At 44.6% G+C, this 16,653-nt stretch carries 19 protein-coding genes and 3 tRNA genes; 9 read left to right on the top strand and 13 right to left on the bottom strand.

What is annotated here, in order from left to right; all coding sequences use genetic code 11:
- Nucleotides 1–6 precede the first annotated feature (6 nt).
- On the bottom strand, nucleotides 7–843 hold the full coding sequence (locus ICE90_RS06635) for a folate-binding protein YgfZ (protein WP_255533321.1): 837 nt from the start codon (nucleotides 841–843) through the stop codon (nucleotides 7–9).
- A 191-nt stretch (nucleotides 844–1,034) separates the two neighbouring features.
- Here ICE90_RS06635 and mltG point away from each other — a divergent pair, with 191 nt between their 5' ends.
- From mltG to ICE90_RS06605, 6 genes are all read left to right on the top strand, one after another.
- Nucleotides 1,035–2,108 carry an endolytic transglycosylase MltG gene (gene mltG / locus ICE90_RS06630; protein WP_216191617.1) on the top strand — a complete coding sequence of 358 codons (1,074 nt, stop codon included), beginning with the start codon at nucleotides 1,035–1,037 and terminating at the stop codon, nucleotides 2,106–2,108.
- Between the two features lie 12 nt (nucleotides 2,109–2,120).
- On the top strand, nucleotides 2,121–2,759 hold the full coding sequence (tmk, locus tag ICE90_RS06625; protein ID WP_216156491.1) for a dTMP kinase: 639 nt from the start codon (nucleotides 2,121–2,123) through the stop codon (nucleotides 2,757–2,759).
- Nucleotides 2,760–3,881 (top strand): DNA polymerase III subunit delta', encoded by a 1,122-nt coding sequence (locus ICE90_RS06620; protein WP_216191615.1) that lies wholly within the window; start codon nucleotides 2,760–2,762, stop codon nucleotides 3,879–3,881.
- A gap of 31 nt (nucleotides 3,882–3,912) precedes the next feature.
- Nucleotides 3,913–4,704: a TatD family hydrolase gene (locus ICE90_RS06615; protein WP_216191614.1), complete on the top strand. Its 792-nt coding sequence runs from the start codon at nucleotides 3,913–3,915 to the stop codon at nucleotides 4,702–4,704.
- Nucleotides 4,701–5,408 carry an ankyrin repeat domain-containing protein gene (locus ICE90_RS06610; RefSeq protein ID WP_216191613.1) on the top strand — a complete coding sequence of 236 codons (708 nt, stop codon included), beginning with the start codon at nucleotides 4,701–4,703 and terminating at the stop codon, nucleotides 5,406–5,408. The genes ICE90_RS06615 and ICE90_RS06610 overlap by 4 nt, the downstream gene beginning before the upstream one ends.
- A 66-nt stretch (nucleotides 5,409–5,474) precedes the next feature.
- Complete coding sequence (locus ICE90_RS06605) at nucleotides 5,475–6,002, top strand: ion channel (RefSeq protein ID WP_255533320.1); 528 nt, start codon at nucleotides 5,475–5,477, stop codon at nucleotides 6,000–6,002.
- Between the two features lie 2 nt (nucleotides 6,003–6,004).
- Here the strand turns inward: ICE90_RS06605 and ICE90_RS06600 are convergent, their stop codons facing one another.
- The 5 genes from ICE90_RS06600 to hyi all read right to left on the bottom strand — a co-directional run bounded on the left by ICE90_RS06600 (nucleotide 6,005) and on the right by hyi (nucleotide 9,940).
- Nucleotides 6,005–6,928 carry a DUF3108 domain-containing protein gene (locus ICE90_RS06600; protein WP_255533319.1) on the bottom strand — a complete coding sequence of 308 codons (924 nt, stop codon included), beginning with the start codon at nucleotides 6,926–6,928 and terminating at the stop codon, nucleotides 6,005–6,007.
- Between the two features lie 71 nt (nucleotides 6,929–6,999).
- Nucleotides 7,000–7,569 (bottom strand): HNH endonuclease, encoded by a 570-nt coding sequence (locus tag ICE90_RS06595; protein WP_370623828.1) that lies wholly within the window; start codon nucleotides 7,567–7,569, stop codon nucleotides 7,000–7,002.
- Between the two features lie 80 nt (nucleotides 7,570–7,649).
- Nucleotides 7,650–8,237, bottom strand: a complete 588-nt coding sequence (locus tag ICE90_RS06590) for a YqiA/YcfP family alpha/beta fold hydrolase (protein WP_216191612.1) — start codon at nucleotides 8,235–8,237, stop codon at nucleotides 7,650–7,652.
- Between the two features lie 8 nt (nucleotides 8,238–8,245).
- Entirely contained in the window at nucleotides 8,246–9,145 is a 900-nt protein-coding gene (glxR, locus tag ICE90_RS06585; RefSeq protein WP_216860943.1) for a 2-hydroxy-3-oxopropionate reductase, read from the bottom strand.
- 15 nt (nucleotides 9,146–9,160) lie between these two features.
- Nucleotides 9,161–9,940 carry a hydroxypyruvate isomerase gene (hyi, locus tag ICE90_RS06580; RefSeq protein ID WP_216191605.1) on the bottom strand — a complete coding sequence of 260 codons (780 nt, stop codon included), beginning with the start codon at nucleotides 9,938–9,940 and terminating at the stop codon, nucleotides 9,161–9,163.
- A gap of 163 nt (nucleotides 9,941–10,103) precedes the next feature.
- Here hyi and ICE90_RS06575 point away from each other — a divergent pair, with 163 nt between their 5' ends.
- Nucleotides 10,104–10,700, top strand: a complete 597-nt coding sequence (locus ICE90_RS06575) for a hypothetical protein (protein WP_216156479.1) — start codon at nucleotides 10,104–10,106, stop codon at nucleotides 10,698–10,700.
- 63 nt (nucleotides 10,701–10,763) lie between these two features.
- On the opposite strand, the gene ICE90_RS06570 is transcribed toward ICE90_RS06575, so the two are convergent.
- Nucleotides 10,764–11,234 carry a DUF4118 domain-containing protein gene (locus ICE90_RS06570; protein ID WP_215322180.1) on the bottom strand — a complete coding sequence of 157 codons (471 nt, stop codon included), beginning with the start codon at nucleotides 11,232–11,234 and terminating at the stop codon, nucleotides 10,764–10,766.
- Between the two features lie 58 nt (nucleotides 11,235–11,292).
- Between ICE90_RS06570 and ICE90_RS06565 the strand changes: the two genes are divergently transcribed.
- On the top strand, nucleotides 11,293–12,147 hold the full coding sequence (locus ICE90_RS06565; protein ID WP_216191602.1) for a carboxylesterase: 855 nt from the start codon (nucleotides 11,293–11,295) through the stop codon (nucleotides 12,145–12,147).
- 36 nt (nucleotides 12,148–12,183) lie between these two features.
- Here ICE90_RS06565 and ICE90_RS06560 read toward each other — a convergent pair.
- The 4 genes from ICE90_RS06560 to gltX form a co-directional block, all read right to left on the bottom strand.
- Nucleotides 12,184–12,260, bottom strand: a tRNA-Asp gene (locus tag ICE90_RS06560).
- A gap of 52 nt (nucleotides 12,261–12,312) precedes the next feature.
- Nucleotides 12,313–12,388: transfer RNA gene (locus ICE90_RS06555), tRNA-Glu, on the bottom strand.
- Between the two features lie 32 nt (nucleotides 12,389–12,420).
- Nucleotides 12,421–12,496: transfer RNA gene (locus tag ICE90_RS06550), tRNA-Ala, on the bottom strand.
- A 78-nt stretch (nucleotides 12,497–12,574) separates the two neighbouring features.
- The gene (gene gltX / locus ICE90_RS06545; RefSeq protein WP_216191598.1) at nucleotides 12,575–13,981 is read right to left on the bottom strand and encodes a glutamate--tRNA ligase; all 1,407 of its coding nucleotides are present in this window, start codon (nucleotides 13,979–13,981) and stop codon (nucleotides 12,575–12,577) included.
- 56 nt (nucleotides 13,982–14,037) lie between these two features.
- Here gltX and ICE90_RS06540 point away from each other — a divergent pair, with 56 nt between their 5' ends.
- Nucleotides 14,038–15,003, top strand: coding sequence for an Hsp33 family molecular chaperone HslO (locus ICE90_RS06540; RefSeq protein WP_216191595.1), 966 nt, complete (start codon nucleotides 14,038–14,040; stop codon nucleotides 15,001–15,003).
- A 4-nt stretch (nucleotides 15,004–15,007) separates the two neighbouring features.
- Here ICE90_RS06540 and ftsB read toward each other — a convergent pair whose 3' ends face one another.
- A complete protein-coding gene (gene ftsB, locus ICE90_RS06535) occupies nucleotides 15,008–15,313 on the bottom strand; it encodes a cell division protein FtsB (protein WP_215322174.1) in 306 nt (101 codons plus the stop codon).
- Nucleotides 15,314–15,333: 20 nt separating this feature from the next.
- Nucleotides 15,334–16,620 (bottom strand): phosphopyruvate hydratase, encoded by a 1,287-nt coding sequence (eno, locus tag ICE90_RS06530; protein ID WP_216191593.1) that lies wholly within the window; start codon nucleotides 16,618–16,620, stop codon nucleotides 15,334–15,336.
- Nucleotides 16,621–16,653: the final 33 nt, after the last annotated feature.

Genomic DNA, 16,653 nt, shown 5'->3' with positions numbered 1-16,653 from the left:
GGGGTATTAAATTTCGAGCAAAGGGTAGGGCAATAAATCTATTTTTAACACAGGTCCCTCAGGGCCACCAAGATGAATTTCCCCATTTTCAAGCGCCTCTAACTTGCACTCGACCTGAAGGTCAATGCGGTCACCATACCCTGGGGAATGTGCAGATAAAACTACCATTCCTGCTGGCTGGGAGGGGTCATTGGAGTGGAAAAGTTCAACGCCCGGCATGGGTAGGTTTTCATCTGAGCTACTGATATCTATACGGGCAATTTGTAGTCGACGCTTGATGGCGCCGCGATATTGACTGCGAGCAACGATTTCTTGGCCTGGATAACACCCTTTTTTAAAATCAACGCCGGCAACAGATTCAAAATTAATCATTTGGGGTACAAATTGCTCCTGAGTTGCTTGAACAATTCTAGGAATGGCACTTAAGACCTCAAGCTCATTCCATGTTTGAAGCATTTCATTAGAGTCGCGTGCACTTGATTGCTTATCAACGGGCATTGCAAATAAAAGACGGGCAACCGATTGATTATTTGCCAAAACATCGGGCATACGTAAAGCTATAGCGCTAGGATCAAGCCTAAACTCGACAATCTGTTCCTCAGAACAATGCAGTCCAGAAATAATCCAATCCTCAGATACATCGGTAACTTTGACCTTTGAGCGCAGTACAAACATGGATAAACGTTTTGCTGTACTTGCAGCAATATCCTTCGAAATAAATAAAGCAAAGCGATCTTCGGCATTCTCACCAGATGGAAACAATCCAAGCCATGCGCTTGCAAGCAACCTCCCTTTAGGGCTGCAATAACCTACTAGGCGGACACCTGAAAAATTTTGGGCCATTTGTCCGGGAAGGGTGCGGTTTAGTCCCAATACTGAATTTGTTAATTGATTTTGTAAAAAACTTGCAGCATCTGAGCCCTCAACCAGGATTAACCCCCACTGCGGCAAATTGCAGGGCAGGGAAGTAGGGTTATTTAGCCAGTTTTGCTCAATTTTGGGGGTATTTATCATGACCCTTTTATCATAGCCTGATGAGCAGAAAAATTCAGAGCAGATCTCTATTTATTAAGAAAAAGTCAAAAGATCGAGGTCTAAAGTATTGGTTGACCATTTTGTCAATCTTGCTAGGTCTAATTTATGGCGGTATTTTTTTACTGCCAGTGGTGCCCAACACTCCCAATGTTGATAGCGCGCCTGTTTATAAAGTGAAGATTAATCCGAATTCGAGCCTTTCTAGCATTGCCGATCAGTTGGGTGAACAAGGCTTATCGATCAATAAATTCACTATCCAGGTAGGAGCTAGAAGTCTTTTCGTAGGATCAAAACTAAAGCCAGGCACTTATATGCTCCCAGTGGGAGGAAGTCTCGGTAAAGTGTTGCTGCAAATTGCACGCGGCGATCGAGTGAGGGAAAGTATTGCGATTATTCCGGGCATGACTATTTGGCAACTGCGGGGCATCATCGATATGCACCCGGCTCTTATCCACCAAACCAAGGGAATGAGCAACAAGGACTTGTTGCAATCCCTCAATCTTAGCTATCCCAGCGACGAAGGACTATTTCTTCCTGATACCTATATATTTGACCCAGATGAACCGGATTTAAATATATATCGTAGAGCCGCACAAGCCATGCAAAAGCAACTAAACCAAGCTTGGGAGCAAAAAGAGCTTGGGCTTCCCTTAAAAACACCCTATGAACTCTTAATCCTGTCTTCTATCATCGAAAAAGAAACTGGCCGCGCAAGAGATCGGGATATGATTTCCGCTGTATTTATAAATCGTCTCAAAATAGGAATGCCTCTCCAAACGGACCCCACGGTTATCTACGGAATAGGCACTAAATTTGATGGAAATTTGCGGAAAGCGGATTTACGCAAAGACACTGCCTACAATACCTATATGCATAAAGGTTTACCTCCTAGCCCCATCGCAATGCCCAGCAAAGAGTCTATTTTGGCTTCTGCGCATCCTGCTAAAAGTGAGGCCTTATTTTTCGTGGCAAAGGGCGATGGTAGCAGTCACTTTTCTCAAAGCTTAAAAGAGCATGAGTCAACAGTAGACCAGTATCAACGCAAAATTCCGCCTGGAAAGGGCGCCAACTAAATTCATTTAACTATGACATCAGCACAAAACGGATATTTCATTAGTTTCGAAGGCATCGATGGCGCAGGAAAGAGTACACACGTCGACGCCTTTAGAAATTTGATGCAAGAGCGCTACCCAAACAAAGAGGTGGTGATGACACGTGAACCTGGTGGTACTGGTTTGGGCGAGCAATTACGCAACCTACTTTTAGATGCCCCCATGAATTTGGAGACTGAGGCCTTATTAATGTTTGCTGCACGTCGTGAACATATTGCACAGGTTATTGAGCCGGCGCTGTCGGCAGGAAAGATTGTAATTTCAGATCGCTTTACAGATGCTAGCTTCGCCTACCAAGGTGGTGGTCGCGGCTTGAGCTTGGTAAAGTTAAATGAATTAGAACGCTGGGTTCAGGGTCGCCCCGATGGTTCACTTTTGCAACCCAACTTAACAATTCTTTTTGACTTACCTGGTGAGATTGCGGAGGCTCGTCGCTCCAAGGTTCGAGCCCCAGATAAATTTGAAAAAATGGATCTAGATTTTTTCGAAAGAGTTCGTCAGGAATACTTGAGAAGAGCCAATGATGATTCATCACGCTTTCATCTAGTCGATGCAACAAAAACCCCTGAAGCTATTTGGGACGGTCTGAAACTTATTCAGATTGCGATTTAAGTGAAGCAAGATAATCTGATGGCGCCTTGGCTTAAACCATTATGGGAAAGTTTGGATTTTGCCAACTTCCCCAATGCGATTTTGTTGCACGGCCAGTCCGGTATCGGTAAGTTTGCGTTCTCTGTTGAACTTGCTAAGGCACTTCTTTGCGAGAATTCAAATGCAGCTATAAAGCCCTGCAATCAATGCGAGGCCTGCCACTGGTTTGATACGGGCAACCATCCGGACTTTATAGCTTTAGTTCCTGAAACACATCGAAAGCTCCTACCTCACGCTGATTATGAGAGTGACGAAACACCCAAAAGAGGTAAAGCGGCACGCGATGATGACGGCGATTCAAGCGAAAAAAAGGAGAAGAAAAATATCTCCATTGAAGAAACCCGTCATGCCATAGAAAATCTTTCAATTGGCTCACATCGTGGTGGCAATCGAGTGATATTGATTTATCCGTTAGAAATGTTGCGCACAGACTCCGCTAACACTTTATTAAAGTCTCTAGAAGAGCCTCCAGCAAACACCATTTTTATATTGTTGGCCGATCGTGTTGATCGCGTCTTACCTACGATTAGATCGCGCTGCCGACTTCTGACTGCACCACGCCCTGATCGCGAGCAGGGATTAGCTTGGCTAAAAACCCAGCTGAATAATATTGACGGCCTAAAAGTGAACGATGGGGATGTCGAAACCATTTACGATGAGCAGGGCGGAGCGCCATTCTCAGTGTTGAGCTCTTTGATCGCAAGACACAATAAAGATGAGAAGGATGAGCTCACGATATCAATTCAGGCGTCACGCTACCTATTGCAATCGATGGCTCAAGGCGTGGGAATTAATTGGCTAGATACAGCCGAGAAGACACACAAGGCTCAATATGGCTTTCTTTTGGCAAGCATGCAACGATGGATCTCAGATTTGCAGTCGGTTGCCCAGGGTGGTGCGCCACGGTATTACCCAAAGCACATATCTACACTTCAGAGTCTTTCAGAAGCAGTGAACGTTCAAAGAATGCTCCAGCTATGGAAGTCTCTACTACAGGCTCGTCGCCATGAAAATCACCCTCTAGCCAACCGCATCCAGTTAGAAGCTTTGCTTTCCCAATACCAACAGATTTTTGGCCCATAGAATCAACCCAAGCAGTCTAAAATAACGAGTCATGTTCATAGACTCCCATTGCCACCTCGATTTCCTGGAATTTCAATCCCGTTTGCCGGAAGTATTGAGCAATATGCAGTTGGCCAAAGTGAGTCACGCTTTGTGTGTATCGGTTGATTTGCCGGACTTTCCTAACGTACTCAAATTGGCGCAAGATCATCCCAACCTCTTCGCGTCTGTTGGCGTTCATCCTGATTACGAAGACACCCCTGAACCTACCTTTGATTTTCTGGTTGAGATGGCTTTAAAGCACCCGAAAATCGTGGCAATTGGCGAAACAGGACTTGATTACTACCGCATGGGAGATCGTAGCTATGAGTCCATGGAATGGCAACGAGCGCGGTTTAGAACCCATATCAGAGCTTCCATCGCATCTAAGAAGCCTCTCATCATCCATACAAGGGCCGCCTCTGAGGACACCATCAAAATCCTCAAAGAGGAGGGCGCTCAACAAATTGGCGGGGTGATGCATTGCTTTACTGAATCCTACGATGTTGCAAAGGCGGCCATGGATATGGGGTTTTTTATCTCTTTTTCGGGTATTGTGACCTTCAAAAGCGCTAAAGAACTCCAAGAAACCTGTAAAAAGGTGCCCCTGGATAGAATGCTCATTGAGACAGATTCACCTTATTTGGCACCCATCCCATATCGCGGCAAGACAAATGAGCCTGCATGGGTATCTAAAGTCGGTGAATATATTGCCAATCTCAAAGGTGTATCCATTGAAGACCTGGCTAATCAAACTTCAAGTAATTTTTATGAATGTTTTCATATAGATAGGAAATTTTCATGAGAAATAAGATTAAGATAATTATCTGCATGCTTGGTGTTTTATTTAGCCTAAACAACTTCGCTTTAGCCCAATCAGATGCTGATATTGCTGATTTCGCTAAAGCAGCTAAATTTAACGATGTTTCTACCGTTAGATCTCTGGTTTCTAAAGGTGTTAGCCCGAATTCAATCGATGCCAAAGGTGAATTAATGCTGAATCTAGCAATTAAGGACAAGTCTGTGGATGTCATCACGTTTCTAGTGACTAATAAGGCTACTGATGTGGATATTTCCAATAAATTCGGCGAAACACCACTCATGATTGCATCTATTGAGGGCAATTTAGTCCTTGTAAAGAGCCTCATACAGGTACAAAACGCTCAAATTAATCACATAGGGTGGACTCCATTGCATTATGCATGTTCAAGGGGTCACCTTGACGTTGCCCAGTATTTGCTCGCCAACGGAGCTATTGTTGATGCTCCTAGTCCTGGCAATACAACGCCTCTAATGATGGCGGTTCAGTCTGGAAATGAAGCATTGGTTAAGTTATTGCTAGATAAAGGGGCCGATCTGCAGGTACGTAACTCACAAGGATTTACAGCAATTGATATTGCACTCATTTACGAGAAGCCATGGATTGCAGAAGGCTTAAGTTCACGCTGGCAGAAGCTTTATAAGCAGCCTTATGTGGCGCCTAAGGTTCTTGGTCAGCCTAAATCCTGATATGCCTATCTGCGTATAATCATTATTATGTCAAATAAGATATATCTGTAATCCAACCTACTCAATATGACCATGCTTAGCCTTTTTCAAAACACTGATCTTCCTAGCTTTACAACCCTATTCAACGAGATCAATACAGATATGGGCAATAGTCAGATCTGGGTTATTGTCGTAAGCGCATGCCTGATGCTGGCTGTTCATGCAGTTGCCGTTCTGGGTATTGCCGGCGCATTTCATGCTATCGATCAAGTCATGACTAGACGGCGCATTGTTGGAGCAAGCTTTCTGTCGTATTTTGTAGCCATACTCTTAGTTATTGCTATTCATTTAGCTGAAATCGTAGTCTGGGCCTACATTTGCGTAGCCCTAAAGGTATTCCCAACTAACCCACAAACCTTTTACTTTGCCGGTGAAATGTACACCACTGTAGGATATGGTGATTACAAATTATCAGAGCAGTGGCGCATTCTGCCCATCATCATCTCTTTTTCTGGGATTTTTGCAGTATCAATGTCAGGCGCTGCCTTGTACACAATGATGGGTGCGCTACTAGGTCACAATAATCAAAACCCGAGATCTGGATCTGGTTTCTAGAATTAAGGCGTATTTACAGTTGCAATAGGGTTCTTTTGCTTGAAAACCAGCTCAAGCACCCTTCCACTTGACTCTTGAGAGCGAATGCGCCCTGGTAGCCACTCAAGGTCTTTTGCAAGCCAGATGTCTACCTGGCGCTTATAAGGGTCATTTTCTCGTTGCATTAAGGCGTAATGACGATTTATGGACTTGCCAAGACTGGGTATATCTTCTGATGTCGTCTCGCCATAACTTTTAAAGCTCCACATTTCTAGAGTGTTGTAGTCAACCACCGGTATTTGTCGAATAGACCCCGCCTCATCCAATTTGCCATCTCCATTTAATAATGAGGCGAGCTGGAACATTAAACTGAAGCGATCTTGGGTTCCGGGCAATATTTCCGGGGTGAACTCGGGTTTCTCAGAGAAGAACATCTGCCCTCGCCCACTGTCATTTCGATCAAAGCGCGAATAACGTGGGGGTTTTGTACCCCGTTGTGACCAATAGAGAATCGGGGCTATTCCATAGGAATCAACTGAGCCACGAGATTCAAATACAAACGGGCCAACAAATGCATATGGGATGTTGATATAGAGGCGATAGTTATTACCATCAACTATCCAATCGATCTCGCCGGTTTGATACTTTTGACCATCCACATAAGAGTCGTAATAAATGATGCCTGACTCGGGTAATTTAAAAGCTACGCCTGCTTGATTGGAATCCCCACCCTGCTGAGTGGTTGAACTTAGTCCTTCAATCGTATTAGTTGCAGTACTTGCCTTTGAGGTTTTCTTTACCGCTTTTGTAATATAGATTTTCTTGGGAGGTTCTACTTTTAGTTCGGTCCTAATGATTAAGTCATCTGCGATTGGTGCGGGTTCAGAAAAAGAGATGAAAGGTAGCCCAAAAAAAAGAATGAGATGTCCTAATACAGATAGCAGCAAAGCTGCAAGAATGATTCTGAAGGAATATATCTTGGGTGGATGAAAAAAATTACACCGCCCTATTCTTGGGCTCAGATTAGACCTTCTAGAAGGCGGCTATTTTTAGGCAGATTGGCTGCAAGGAAGTCCATTTGATCTGCCAATATATTACGGCCTTTCAGGATCATATCTTCATAAAGACTGGGTAAGTACGGGGTATACAACAAGGACATGCCCGCCTGATCTGGAGTGCGATTACCTTTACGTTGATTACAAGGTCTGCACGAGATGACTAAGTTCATCCAGCTATATTTACCACCACGACTATTGGGTATGATGTGCTCGGCTTCAGCTTGATTTTCGTGTATGGGGTCACCACAATAAGCACATAGTCCGCGATCACGCTTGAACAGCTTATGTTTCGTAATTACAGGAACCACATCAAAGAGGTTGATCTTGGCACTGCCCTTTACCGCAATGATGGAGTGCAATTCGATAATGGACTGCTTGCCAGTAGATCTTGAAATACCGCCACGCATTTGGAAAATGGGGTCACCTAAAGTCCACAAAACGCTACTATCCGCATATTGCTTGGTGGCTTCTTCTGTATTAACCCAGCCCTGAGGAATTCCACCTGCGTCTAATTTCAAGATGCTCAGCACAAACTCTCCTTTCTAGACAGCGCAAATGAGCAGCAGCTGTTTAGATCATCTTACAGAAGAAGCGAGCAGCAATCAATCCATCATGAAGCAATGAAATTTAAGACTTTGAGCAAGTGGTCGGGATAATCTGAAATGCCATGGTCACCCCCATCAAGCACCAGCTGCTCTGAACCCCTGTAGAAATCAACCATTTCCTGCCAATCCAGGAGCTCGTCACCTTTTGCGGCGATCAGAAAGTAACGCGACGGGTTGCTAATAGATTCAACCTGTAGCGCCTTTAGTTCATCAATGTATTCTGGACGAAAATCGTAGGGCTCATTGGTGTCGTATGAGGTCAGCATTCCAACATGCGGCGCCAACTCTTTCGGTGCTCTAACTGCTGGGTTAAGAGCTACGGCTTTGCAGCCAAACTTTTCGGCCAAGTAGTTGGTGTAGTAGCCACCCAAAGAAGAGCCGATAACTACTAAGCGATCATGTGCTGATGCTTCAATATGCCGTATCACCATATCCATGCTGTCCTTTGGTGAAGCTAACAATTGAGGGCAATACCACTCCATTGGATTATTCGCAGTGGATAAGGCTTTTATTGCATCCCCCGTCAAGACCGCTTTACTCGATCTTGGGGAGGAGCGAAAACCATGTAAATAGACTACTAAAGTTGAAGGCATGTGGGTGCTTATGCCTTTTGCCCAATTTCAAAGTTTGCAAGCTTCTCTAGAGCGCGCACCATTGCTGAGTGATCCCAGGCTTTACCACCATGAGCTGCGCATGAATTAAATAATTCCTGTGCTGTGGCTGTATTTGGCAATGAAACACCCAAAGCTCTAGCGCTATTGAGGGCAAGGTTTAAATCTTTTTGATGTAATTCAATTCTGAAACCGGGATCAAAGGTGCGCTTGACCATTCTTTCGCCGTGCACCTCTAATATCTTGGAGCTTGCAAAACCGCCCATTAAAGCCTGACGTACCTTTGCAGGATCTGCACCAGCTTTTGAAGCGAACAATAGTGCTTCTGCTACGGCCTCAATATTCAGGGCAACAATAATTTGATTGGCAACCTTAGCAGTTTGACCATCTCCATTTCCGCCAACAAGATTAATATTTTTGCCCATCAACTCAAATACTGGCTTCACCTTATCAAAGACAGCCTCATCTCCGCCAACCATGATTGAAAGGGTCGCATTTTTTGCACCAAGCTCACCGCCAGAAACTGGAGCATCTAAGTAATCGCAGCCCAATGCATTTATTTTCTTAGCAAACTCTTTGGTAGAAATTGGGGATATGGAACTCATATCAACAACAATTTTTCCCTTGGAGAGGCCTGATGCTATTCCGTTATCACCAAATAGCACCTTCTCAACATCAGGAGTATCTGGGACCATCATAAAAATAATGTCGGCTTTGCTCGCAACTTCTTGAGGTGAAGTACATTGCACTGCTGATGAACATGCCAGCCCTTCTGGTACCTTGCTACGAGTATTAATAAACACCTCGTGGCCTGCATTGATTAAATGGCTCGCCATGGGTGCGCCCATTATTCCCAAACCAACAAATCCTAGCTTTAATTGCTTACTCATAATGTCTCCGTATCGTTATTGATTTAAATTTTTAATCCAGCCCAATCCTGCTTCAGTATTGGATGATGGTTTATATTCGCAGCCAATCCAACCTTGATAGCCAATGCTATCGATGAACTGAAATAGATGCGGGTAATTAATTTCTCCAGTGCCTGGCTCATTTCTGCCAGGATTATCCGCCAATTGAATATGGGCAATTTTAGAAAGATTGGCTTCTATAGTTTTGCAGAGCTCACCTTCCATACGCTGGGCATGGTAGATGTCATACTGAATAAATAAATTATCTGAACCTACCTCATTCAGAATATCTAGGGCTTGCTGCGTTCTGGATAAATAGAAGCCAGGAATATCGAAAGTATTTATTGGCTCTATTAGAAGTTTGATATTGGCATTTTTTAGTTCAGTTGCCGCATAACGTAAGTTTGAAATAAATGTTTTATGCAATAACTCTGTATCAGCACCGGCAGGAATTTTTCCAGCCAAACAATTTAACTGCTTAACATCAAGCGCCTTTGCATAATTAATAGCCTTAGCAACGCCCTCCTGAAATTCTGCAACACGATCTGGCAAACAGGCAATGCCACGCTCTCCAGCTTCCCAATCACCTGCAGGTAAATTATGGAGAACTAATTTGAGTTTATTTTGCTCCAGATTTTGCTTGATATCTTCAGCAGAGAAAGAATAAGGAAAGAGAAATTCAACAGCCTGAAATCCAGACTTCGCCGCTTTTTCAAAACGCTCCATAAATGGCACTTCATTAAAAAGCATGGTGAGATTCGCGGCAAACTGTGGCATTTATATTCCTTGTTTAAAAAATCAGGCAAAACAATGTGATGGGAGATATTAACAAAAGATGACTATTTAAGCCTTGTCAACGAATATCTAACTTTATGGGCCGATATAGCTCTAAAAATAGGCTAAGATTGAATTTAGTACCTTTTATAAATGAGGAAAAATAATGAATATTAAATATGCTCCGATTGCTTTGGTTATTGCAACCCTTTTTGTTGGAACTTCCACAGCTTTTGCTCAATCTGCCCCTGCAGCCAAACCAACAGTGATCGATGCTGCCGTCACAGAAAATCGTTATCAGCTATTTGAAGGTGAAGTGGTCAAAATTGACAAGAAGACTCGCACTATTACCTTTAAAAACAAAGATGGTGAATCTAAGTTTGTCGCTGGTCCTGACATCACTAACTTTGCTCAGATTAAAAAAGGTGATCGAGTTAATGTAAATTACGAGCTCGCCGTGGCTATTGAGTTGATGAAGACTAAAAGTGATGGCGTTCGCTCAAAAGTTGAAACCAACACGGCAACCAAATCTAAGACCAATGAAAAACCATCCGAGACGATTACCAATAAAACAACCATCATCGCTGATATTGTGGAAGTAAATCGCGAGAAAAAACTGGTTTCCGTTAAGGGCCCAAGCGGCAAGATCACAACCGTTACCGTCAAGAACCCTGCTCTGTTGGCGGATGTTAACGTGGGTGAGCAAGTTAAAGTGATTTACTTTGATGCAATGGCTGCATCAATTAGCGCGCCCAAGAAGTAACCCACTAAACCTGGCCTTTGCAGAGTCAAAGGTCAGGCCAATCCTTCCGTATCGGGACGTTTTTTACTCGCCAGAATCTTTAGTAAGTGATCTTCTCATCACGCTACGCATTTTTTGATCACCCTCAACCATGAGCTTTAATCTGGTTTCGCTAACTAGCACAGCCATTTTTGCGTTGTACTGCTCACGGCGAAGAAGCTCTACTAAGACACCTGTTAGAAGGGTGTAAGAGAGATAAACAGACAAGGTAGTTACATCTCTTTGATCAACTACCGAAAGAGCGCCAAAAGGCTCCATAAAGTAAAAGATCAACAATGGGGCGCTGAGCACAAGCGTAAGGAACGCCGGGAAGATGCCGAAAAAAAACGCAATCAAAATGGTATTCACTTGAAAGAAAAATAGAGGTAAAGATCCGCCTAGAAAGGGGTGAAGGACATAGCGGAGGGAAAAGGCGATCAGAACCCCAAATACTGCTACCAAATAACCATAGCTCTTATTTGGGCACCAGCGTTTTGCGTTTAAGTTATGTCTCATCTTTTTTTACCTATTTCGGTGTATCCTAACCCATCTCTTTGAATAAGCCCATATTTCGATGTTAGAGCCAGTTATCTCTCACGCAAAGCAGGATCTCACCATTCTTATTCCTGGCCTTAATGGCAGCGGCTTAGAACTTGGACAACTACCCCGCTTTCTTGAGGCTGCGGGTCATGACGTCTTAATTCCAGAAATTCCAGGCTTTTTGTTTGGAAGCCCCGCAAGCAAATTTGGTGGCTGGGTTCAGGAACTACATCAAATTATTGACGCGCAAAAGGAAATCTACGCGACAGTCAATCTAGCAGGAATTAGCATGGGCGCTACATTGGCAACGCTAGTGGCCACACAAAGAACAGATATTTCTTCCCTGGTGCTAATGTCGCCCGTCCTCAGATATGACGGCTGGTCCATACCGTTTTATAGGCCTATTTTAGATTTACTCTGTTTTTTGGGCTTTCTAAATTGGGAATACTCTGAGCGTGAGCCTTTTGGCGTCAAGAATATTGACTTACGTCGTCGCATCAGTGAGAAATTTAAAACCTCTAAGGTGTCTGAGGTGGGCGCTGCATCTATGTCGGCGAGACACGTTTATGAGGCCAAGAAACTCATGGCTAGCACCAAAAATAGCCTGCAAGATCTTAAATGTAGATTACTCATAATACAGTCCGTAGAGGACGATACATGCTCTGTATGGTCGGCAGAAGAAATCCTTGAGCACTGTAAGTCAGAGGTACGTAGAGTTATATGGCTGGGAAATAGTTACCATATTGTCACAATCGATAATGAGCGCGAAATTGTTCTGAACGAAGTGTTGAACTTTGTAGCCCAGACTAGCGCCGTCGAGCGACATCACTTCGATCCAGCAACCAGTGAAAATCGCAAAGTTCTTAAATTAAGAGCTGGCTACGAATAGAAAAAGCCCCCGATTAAGGGGGCTTTTAATTTGTCTTGGCGGAACGGACGGGACTCGAACCCGCGACCCTCGGCGTGACAGGCCGATATTCTAACCAACTGAACTACCGCTCCAAATACATCGCGTAACACAACATCATACAACTTTACTTCTACCAGAAGAATCTGGCGTCCCCAGGGGGATTCGAACCCCCGTACTCACCGTGAAAGGGTGATGTCCTAGGCCTCTAGACGATGGGGACCTGGACTACTACATAAAACTATTTTAAATGCTTGGTGGAGATAAGCGGGATCGAACCGCTGACCTCTTGCATGCCATGCAAGCGCTCTCCCAGCTGAGCTATACCCCCGAAATCCCGCGATAAAACTACAAGACACTCAAAACAATCCAAGATTTTATCCTATTTTTGTGCAGGTGCGCAAATTCTCTATTGGACAACCTTAGAAAGCCTTTTGACAGCCTCCTCCTTGCCCAACACAACCAGTACAGAATCAATCGCTGGGGTCTGTGTGGTGGCAAATAATGCGTATCTAACGGGCATTGCTAGTGCCGGCATTTTGATTTGGTACTTTGCCAATATTTGCTTAAAAACAGCTGCATAAGCTTCTTTAGTCGGTTCAGCGGTTGAAATAGCTTCAACCAAATCTTTTAAGGCAGGCATAACGGCTTCGGCAATATTTTCCTTAATTTGATCAGCAGTTAAATTGGGTGCCGGCAAATAAAAAAGCTTTGCACCCTCGGCAATCTCAATCAGGGTATTGGCTCGATCTTTTAATAGGCTAACCACCTGAACAAAGTCTGGGCCAGCTTCGGTATCCATACCCATCTCATGTGCAATTGGCTTAGTAGCAGCTGCTAGTTTTACTGGATCGGAATTCTGAATATATTGATGATTTAGCCAAAGTAATTTTTCTGGATTATGTTGCGCTGGTGAGCGCCCTAGACTTTCTAAATCAAACCAATTTACAAACTGTTCCTTTGTAAATACCTCGGCATCCCCATGAGACCAGCCAAGTCTTGCAAGGTAATTCAGGATTGCATCAGGAAGGTAACCTGCTCTTTGATAATCTCTCACACTCATTGCGCCATTACGCTTACTCATTTTTTCACCGGCGTCATTAAGCACGGTTGGCAGATGGGCATAAACAGGCGGGGATCCGCCAAGGGCCTTCATGATGTTAATTTGTCTTGGGGTGTTATTGACGTGGTCATCACCTCTAATGACGTGGGTGATGTTCATATCCATGTCATCAATCACCACGCAAAAGTTGTAGGTAGGTGTTCCGTCTGGCCTAGCAATAACCAAATCATCCAACTCATCATTGCTAATTTCTATTTGACCTTTGACAGCGTCATTCCAAATGACTGACCCGCCAATTGGATTCTTAAAGCGGATTACTGGGCTTACACCTTCGGGAACGGGCGGCAATGTTTTGCCAGGCTCAGGTCTCCAAAGTCCGTTATAGCGAGGCTTTTCTTTACTTGCCATTTGCTGATCACGGAGTTTATTGAGCTCTTCTTCGCTCATGTAGCAGGGATAGGCCAATCCAGAATCCAACATTTGTTTTACTACTTCACGGTATCGATCAATACGCTGCATCTGATAGATCGGACCTTCATCCAAATCGAGGCCAAGCCACGCCATTCCTTCGATAATGACGTCAACTGCTTCCTGTGATGAGCGCTCAAGGTCAGTATCTTCAATACGAAGAATGAAGTCACCCTTATTGTGGCGCGCAAAAGCCCACGGATAAAGAGCGCTGCGAAGATTTCCCAGATGAATAAAGCCCGTGGGACTTGGGGCGAAACGTGTACGGATATGCATAAACCGCATTATCTCAGGTCGCGCTTACTGAGACTAAAACCGAAAAAAAGTGGATACTTTGCTCTATGAATGAATTACTAGTCTTTATGTGTGATGGCGCCCCAGTTCGCGGGGAAATAGTCTCGATTGGAAGCGCCTGGCAGGCCGTGCTAGAGCGTCGTAATGACCCCCCTGCCGTCCGTCGGATTCTGGGTGACTTTGTTGGTGCAGCCACCCTTCTAAGTGCTAGCCTTAAATTTGATGGGACCCTCATAATTCAAGCGCAAAGCAATGGCCCTATTCAGCTTCTGGTTGTGGAATGTAAGTCTGATTTATCCATGAGGGCTACAGTAAAGCTCTCAGTTGACCCCTCTGAAATAATGCCCGACGCAACATTAGCCGATCTACTGGATGTGAGTGGGAGCGGAAGACTAGTAATCACCCTGGATCCAGCAGACCGCGTACCAGGACAGGCGCCCTATCAAGGCATCGTAGCGCTTCAAGATCATCAAGGCGCAGTCATTAAGCCGGTCACCAGCGCTGCAGAGGCTATAGCCCTGTATATGCAAAACTCCGAACAATTGGACACGCGCATTTGGCTTGCTTCCAGCGATACCCATGTCGGCGGTTTATTGCTACAGCGCCTACCAAATTCAGGAGGTCATGCCCATTTGCATCCACAGGTTGCTGCTGAAGGCTGGTCACGCATTCAAACGCTTGGGGAAACAATCACTAATGAAGAATTATTAACGCTTCCACCAGAGACTATTTTGAGGCGTTTATTTTTGGAAGAGTCCGCCGAGAATGGAGTTCGCAGCTTCCCTGCTCGCCCCATTCGTTTTGCCTGTAGATGCTCTCGCGCTAAGGTTGCGGATATTTTGAGAATGCTTGGTGAAGAAGAGGTTCAAAGCATTCTTGCGGAGCAGGGAGCCGTGGAGACCATCTGTGATTTCTGTGCAAAACCATACCGCTTTGATGCGGTTGATTGCCTGCAGGTATTTAAAACAGATTTATTGAGTGATGCCACAAGACCCCCATCCAGCGGTCATTAAAAAGTTACTGTTTTGTGGCTTGGGAAGTTGATGTCTTATCCGCCGGCAAGATTTGCACAAAAAACTCACCCTCTTTAATTAAGCCATGCTCAACGCGGGCACGCTCTTCAATTGCTCGAGTACCATCTTTTAAATCTTTAACATCGCCGGATAGCTTTGTATTACGAAGAGCCAAGAGACTATTTTTAGCGTCTTGAAGCTCTACCTGTCGCTCCATCTCGTAAACCTTTAGCCATCCACCCTTACCCAGCCAAAGTGGGTACTGGATTGCTATCAGCAATACCAGCATAGAGTAGATGACGATCCGCATAAGCTATTAAGTACTCTGAATTAGCGTTTGAGGTTATAGAAAACAGATTTACCTGGGTAAGTTGCCACATCGCCCAGATCTTCTTCAATACGCAATAACTGATTGTATTTAGCAATCCGATCAGAGCGAGATAAAGAACCAGTTTTAATTTGACCTGCGTTGGTACCAACAGCAATATCTGCAATGGTGCTGTCTTCAGTCTCGCCAGAGCGATGGGAAATCACTGCAGTGTAGTTTGCGCGCTTAGCCATTTCAATAGCAGCAAACGTTTCTGTCAATGTGCCAATTTGATTAATCTTAATCAGAATAGAGTTGGCAATGCCTTTGTCTATTCCTTCTTGGAGGATGCGGGTGTTAGTAACAAACAAATCATCGCCAACCAATTGAATTTTCTTACCAAGCTTTTTGGTGATGTCAGCCCAGCCATCCCAGTCACCTTCATGCATGCCATCTTCAATCGATACGATTGGGAACTGGTCTGTCAAGTTACCAAGGTAATCAGAGAACTCGCTTGAGCTTAATTGGTGACCTTCGCCTGACAAGTGATATTTGCCATCTTTGTAGAACTCACTAGCTGCGCAATCTAGGGCCAATAGAACATCTTCGCCTGCCGTATAGCCTGCACCCTCAATTGCTTTCATGATGGTCTGCAAGCATTCGTGATTACTCTTGAAGTTTGGTGCAAAACCACCCTCATCACCAACAGTAGTCGGCATACCTTGAGCGCCCAAGATCTTTTTTAGCTCATGGAAGATCTCTGCACCACAACGAAGTGCGTCACGGAAGTTTTCTGCACCAACTGGCATCACCATGAATTCTTGAATATCTAAACTGTTATTGGCATGTGCACCACCATTAACGATATTCATCATAGGGACTGGTAACTGCATACCGCCAGAGCCGCCAAAATAGCGATATAAAGGTAGACCCGCTTCTTCAGCTGCTGCTCTGGCTACGGCCATAGAAACCGCAAGCGTTGCATTTGCACCTAAGCGTGCTTTGTTATGAGTGCCATCCAATTCAATCAGGGTACGATCAAGAAAGGCTTGCTCACTAGCATCAAGCCCAAGGATGGATTCCGCAATCTCAATATTGATGTTTTGAACAGCCTTGAGGACGCCCTTACCCAAGTAACGCGTCTTGTCTCCATCGCGCAACTCAATTGCCTCACGCGACCCTGTGGACGCTCCAGAAGGTACGGCCGCACGACCCATAACACCTGACTCAAGCAACACATCGCATTCAACCGTTGGGTTACCGCGTGAATCCAGAACTTCTCTACCGATGATGTCAACAATGGCGCTCATGCACCTTCTCCTTAAAACAATATGAAATGGGTT

The organism is Polynucleobacter sp. AP-RePozz3-80-G7, from assembly GCF_018882145.1.
In the GTDB taxonomy this organism is placed as follows: domain Bacteria; phylum Pseudomonadota; class Gammaproteobacteria; order Burkholderiales; family Burkholderiaceae; genus Polynucleobacter.
Note: the sequence above shows the minus strand (reverse complement) of the source record. Positions and strands in the feature narration are given on the sequence as shown.

Bases quoted from the DNA above. Each gene is read 5' to 3' on its own strand.
- ICE90_RS06635 (WP_255533321.1), bottom strand. From the start codon at position 843: ATGGCCCAAAATTTTTCAGGTGTCCGCCTAGTAGGTTATTGCAGCCCT.
- mltG (WP_216191617.1), top strand. From the start codon at position 1,035: ATGAGCAGAAAAATTCAGAGCAGATCTCTATTTATTAAGAAAAAGTCA.
- tmk (WP_216156491.1), top strand. From the start codon at position 2,121: ATGACATCAGCACAAAACGGATATTTCATTAGTTTCGAAGGCATCGAT.
- ICE90_RS06615 (WP_216191614.1), top strand. From the start codon at position 3,913: ATGTTCATAGACTCCCATTGCCACCTCGATTTCCTGGAATTTCAATCC.
- ICE90_RS06610 (WP_216191613.1), top strand. From the start codon at position 4,701: ATGAGAAATAAGATTAAGATAATTATCTGCATGCTTGGTGTTTTATTT.
- ICE90_RS06605 (WP_255533320.1), top strand. From the start codon at position 5,475: ATGACCATGCTTAGCCTTTTTCAAAACACTGATCTTCCTAGCTTTACA.
- ICE90_RS06590 (WP_216191612.1), bottom strand. From the start codon at position 8,237: ATGCCTTCAACTTTAGTAGTCTATTTACATGGTTTTCGCTCCTCCCCA.
- glxR (WP_216860943.1), bottom strand. From the start codon at position 9,145: ATGAGTAAGCAATTAAAGCTAGGATTTGTTGGTTTGGGAATAATGGGC.
- hyi (WP_216191605.1), bottom strand. From the start codon at position 9,940: ATGCCACAGTTTGCCGCGAATCTCACCATGCTTTTTAATGAAGTGCCA.
- ICE90_RS06575 (WP_216156479.1), top strand. From the start codon at position 10,104: ATGAATATTAAATATGCTCCGATTGCTTTGGTTATTGCAACCCTTTTT.
- ICE90_RS06570 (WP_215322180.1), bottom strand. From the start codon at position 11,234: ATGAGACATAACTTAAACGCAAAACGCTGGTGCCCAAATAAGAGCTAT.
- ICE90_RS06565 (WP_216191602.1), top strand. From the start codon at position 11,293: ATGTTAGAGCCAGTTATCTCTCACGCAAAGCAGGATCTCACCATTCTT.
- gltX (WP_216191598.1), bottom strand. From the start codon at position 13,981: ATGCGGTTTATGCATATCCGTACACGTTTCGCCCCAAGTCCCACGGGC.
- ICE90_RS06540 (WP_216191595.1), top strand. From the start codon at position 14,038: ATGAATGAATTACTAGTCTTTATGTGTGATGGCGCCCCAGTTCGCGGG.
- ftsB (WP_215322174.1), bottom strand. From the start codon at position 15,313: ATGCGGATCGTCATCTACTCTATGCTGGTATTGCTGATAGCAATCCAG.
- eno (WP_216191593.1), bottom strand. From the start codon at position 16,620: ATGAGCGCCATTGTTGACATCATCGGTAGAGAAGTTCTGGATTCACGC.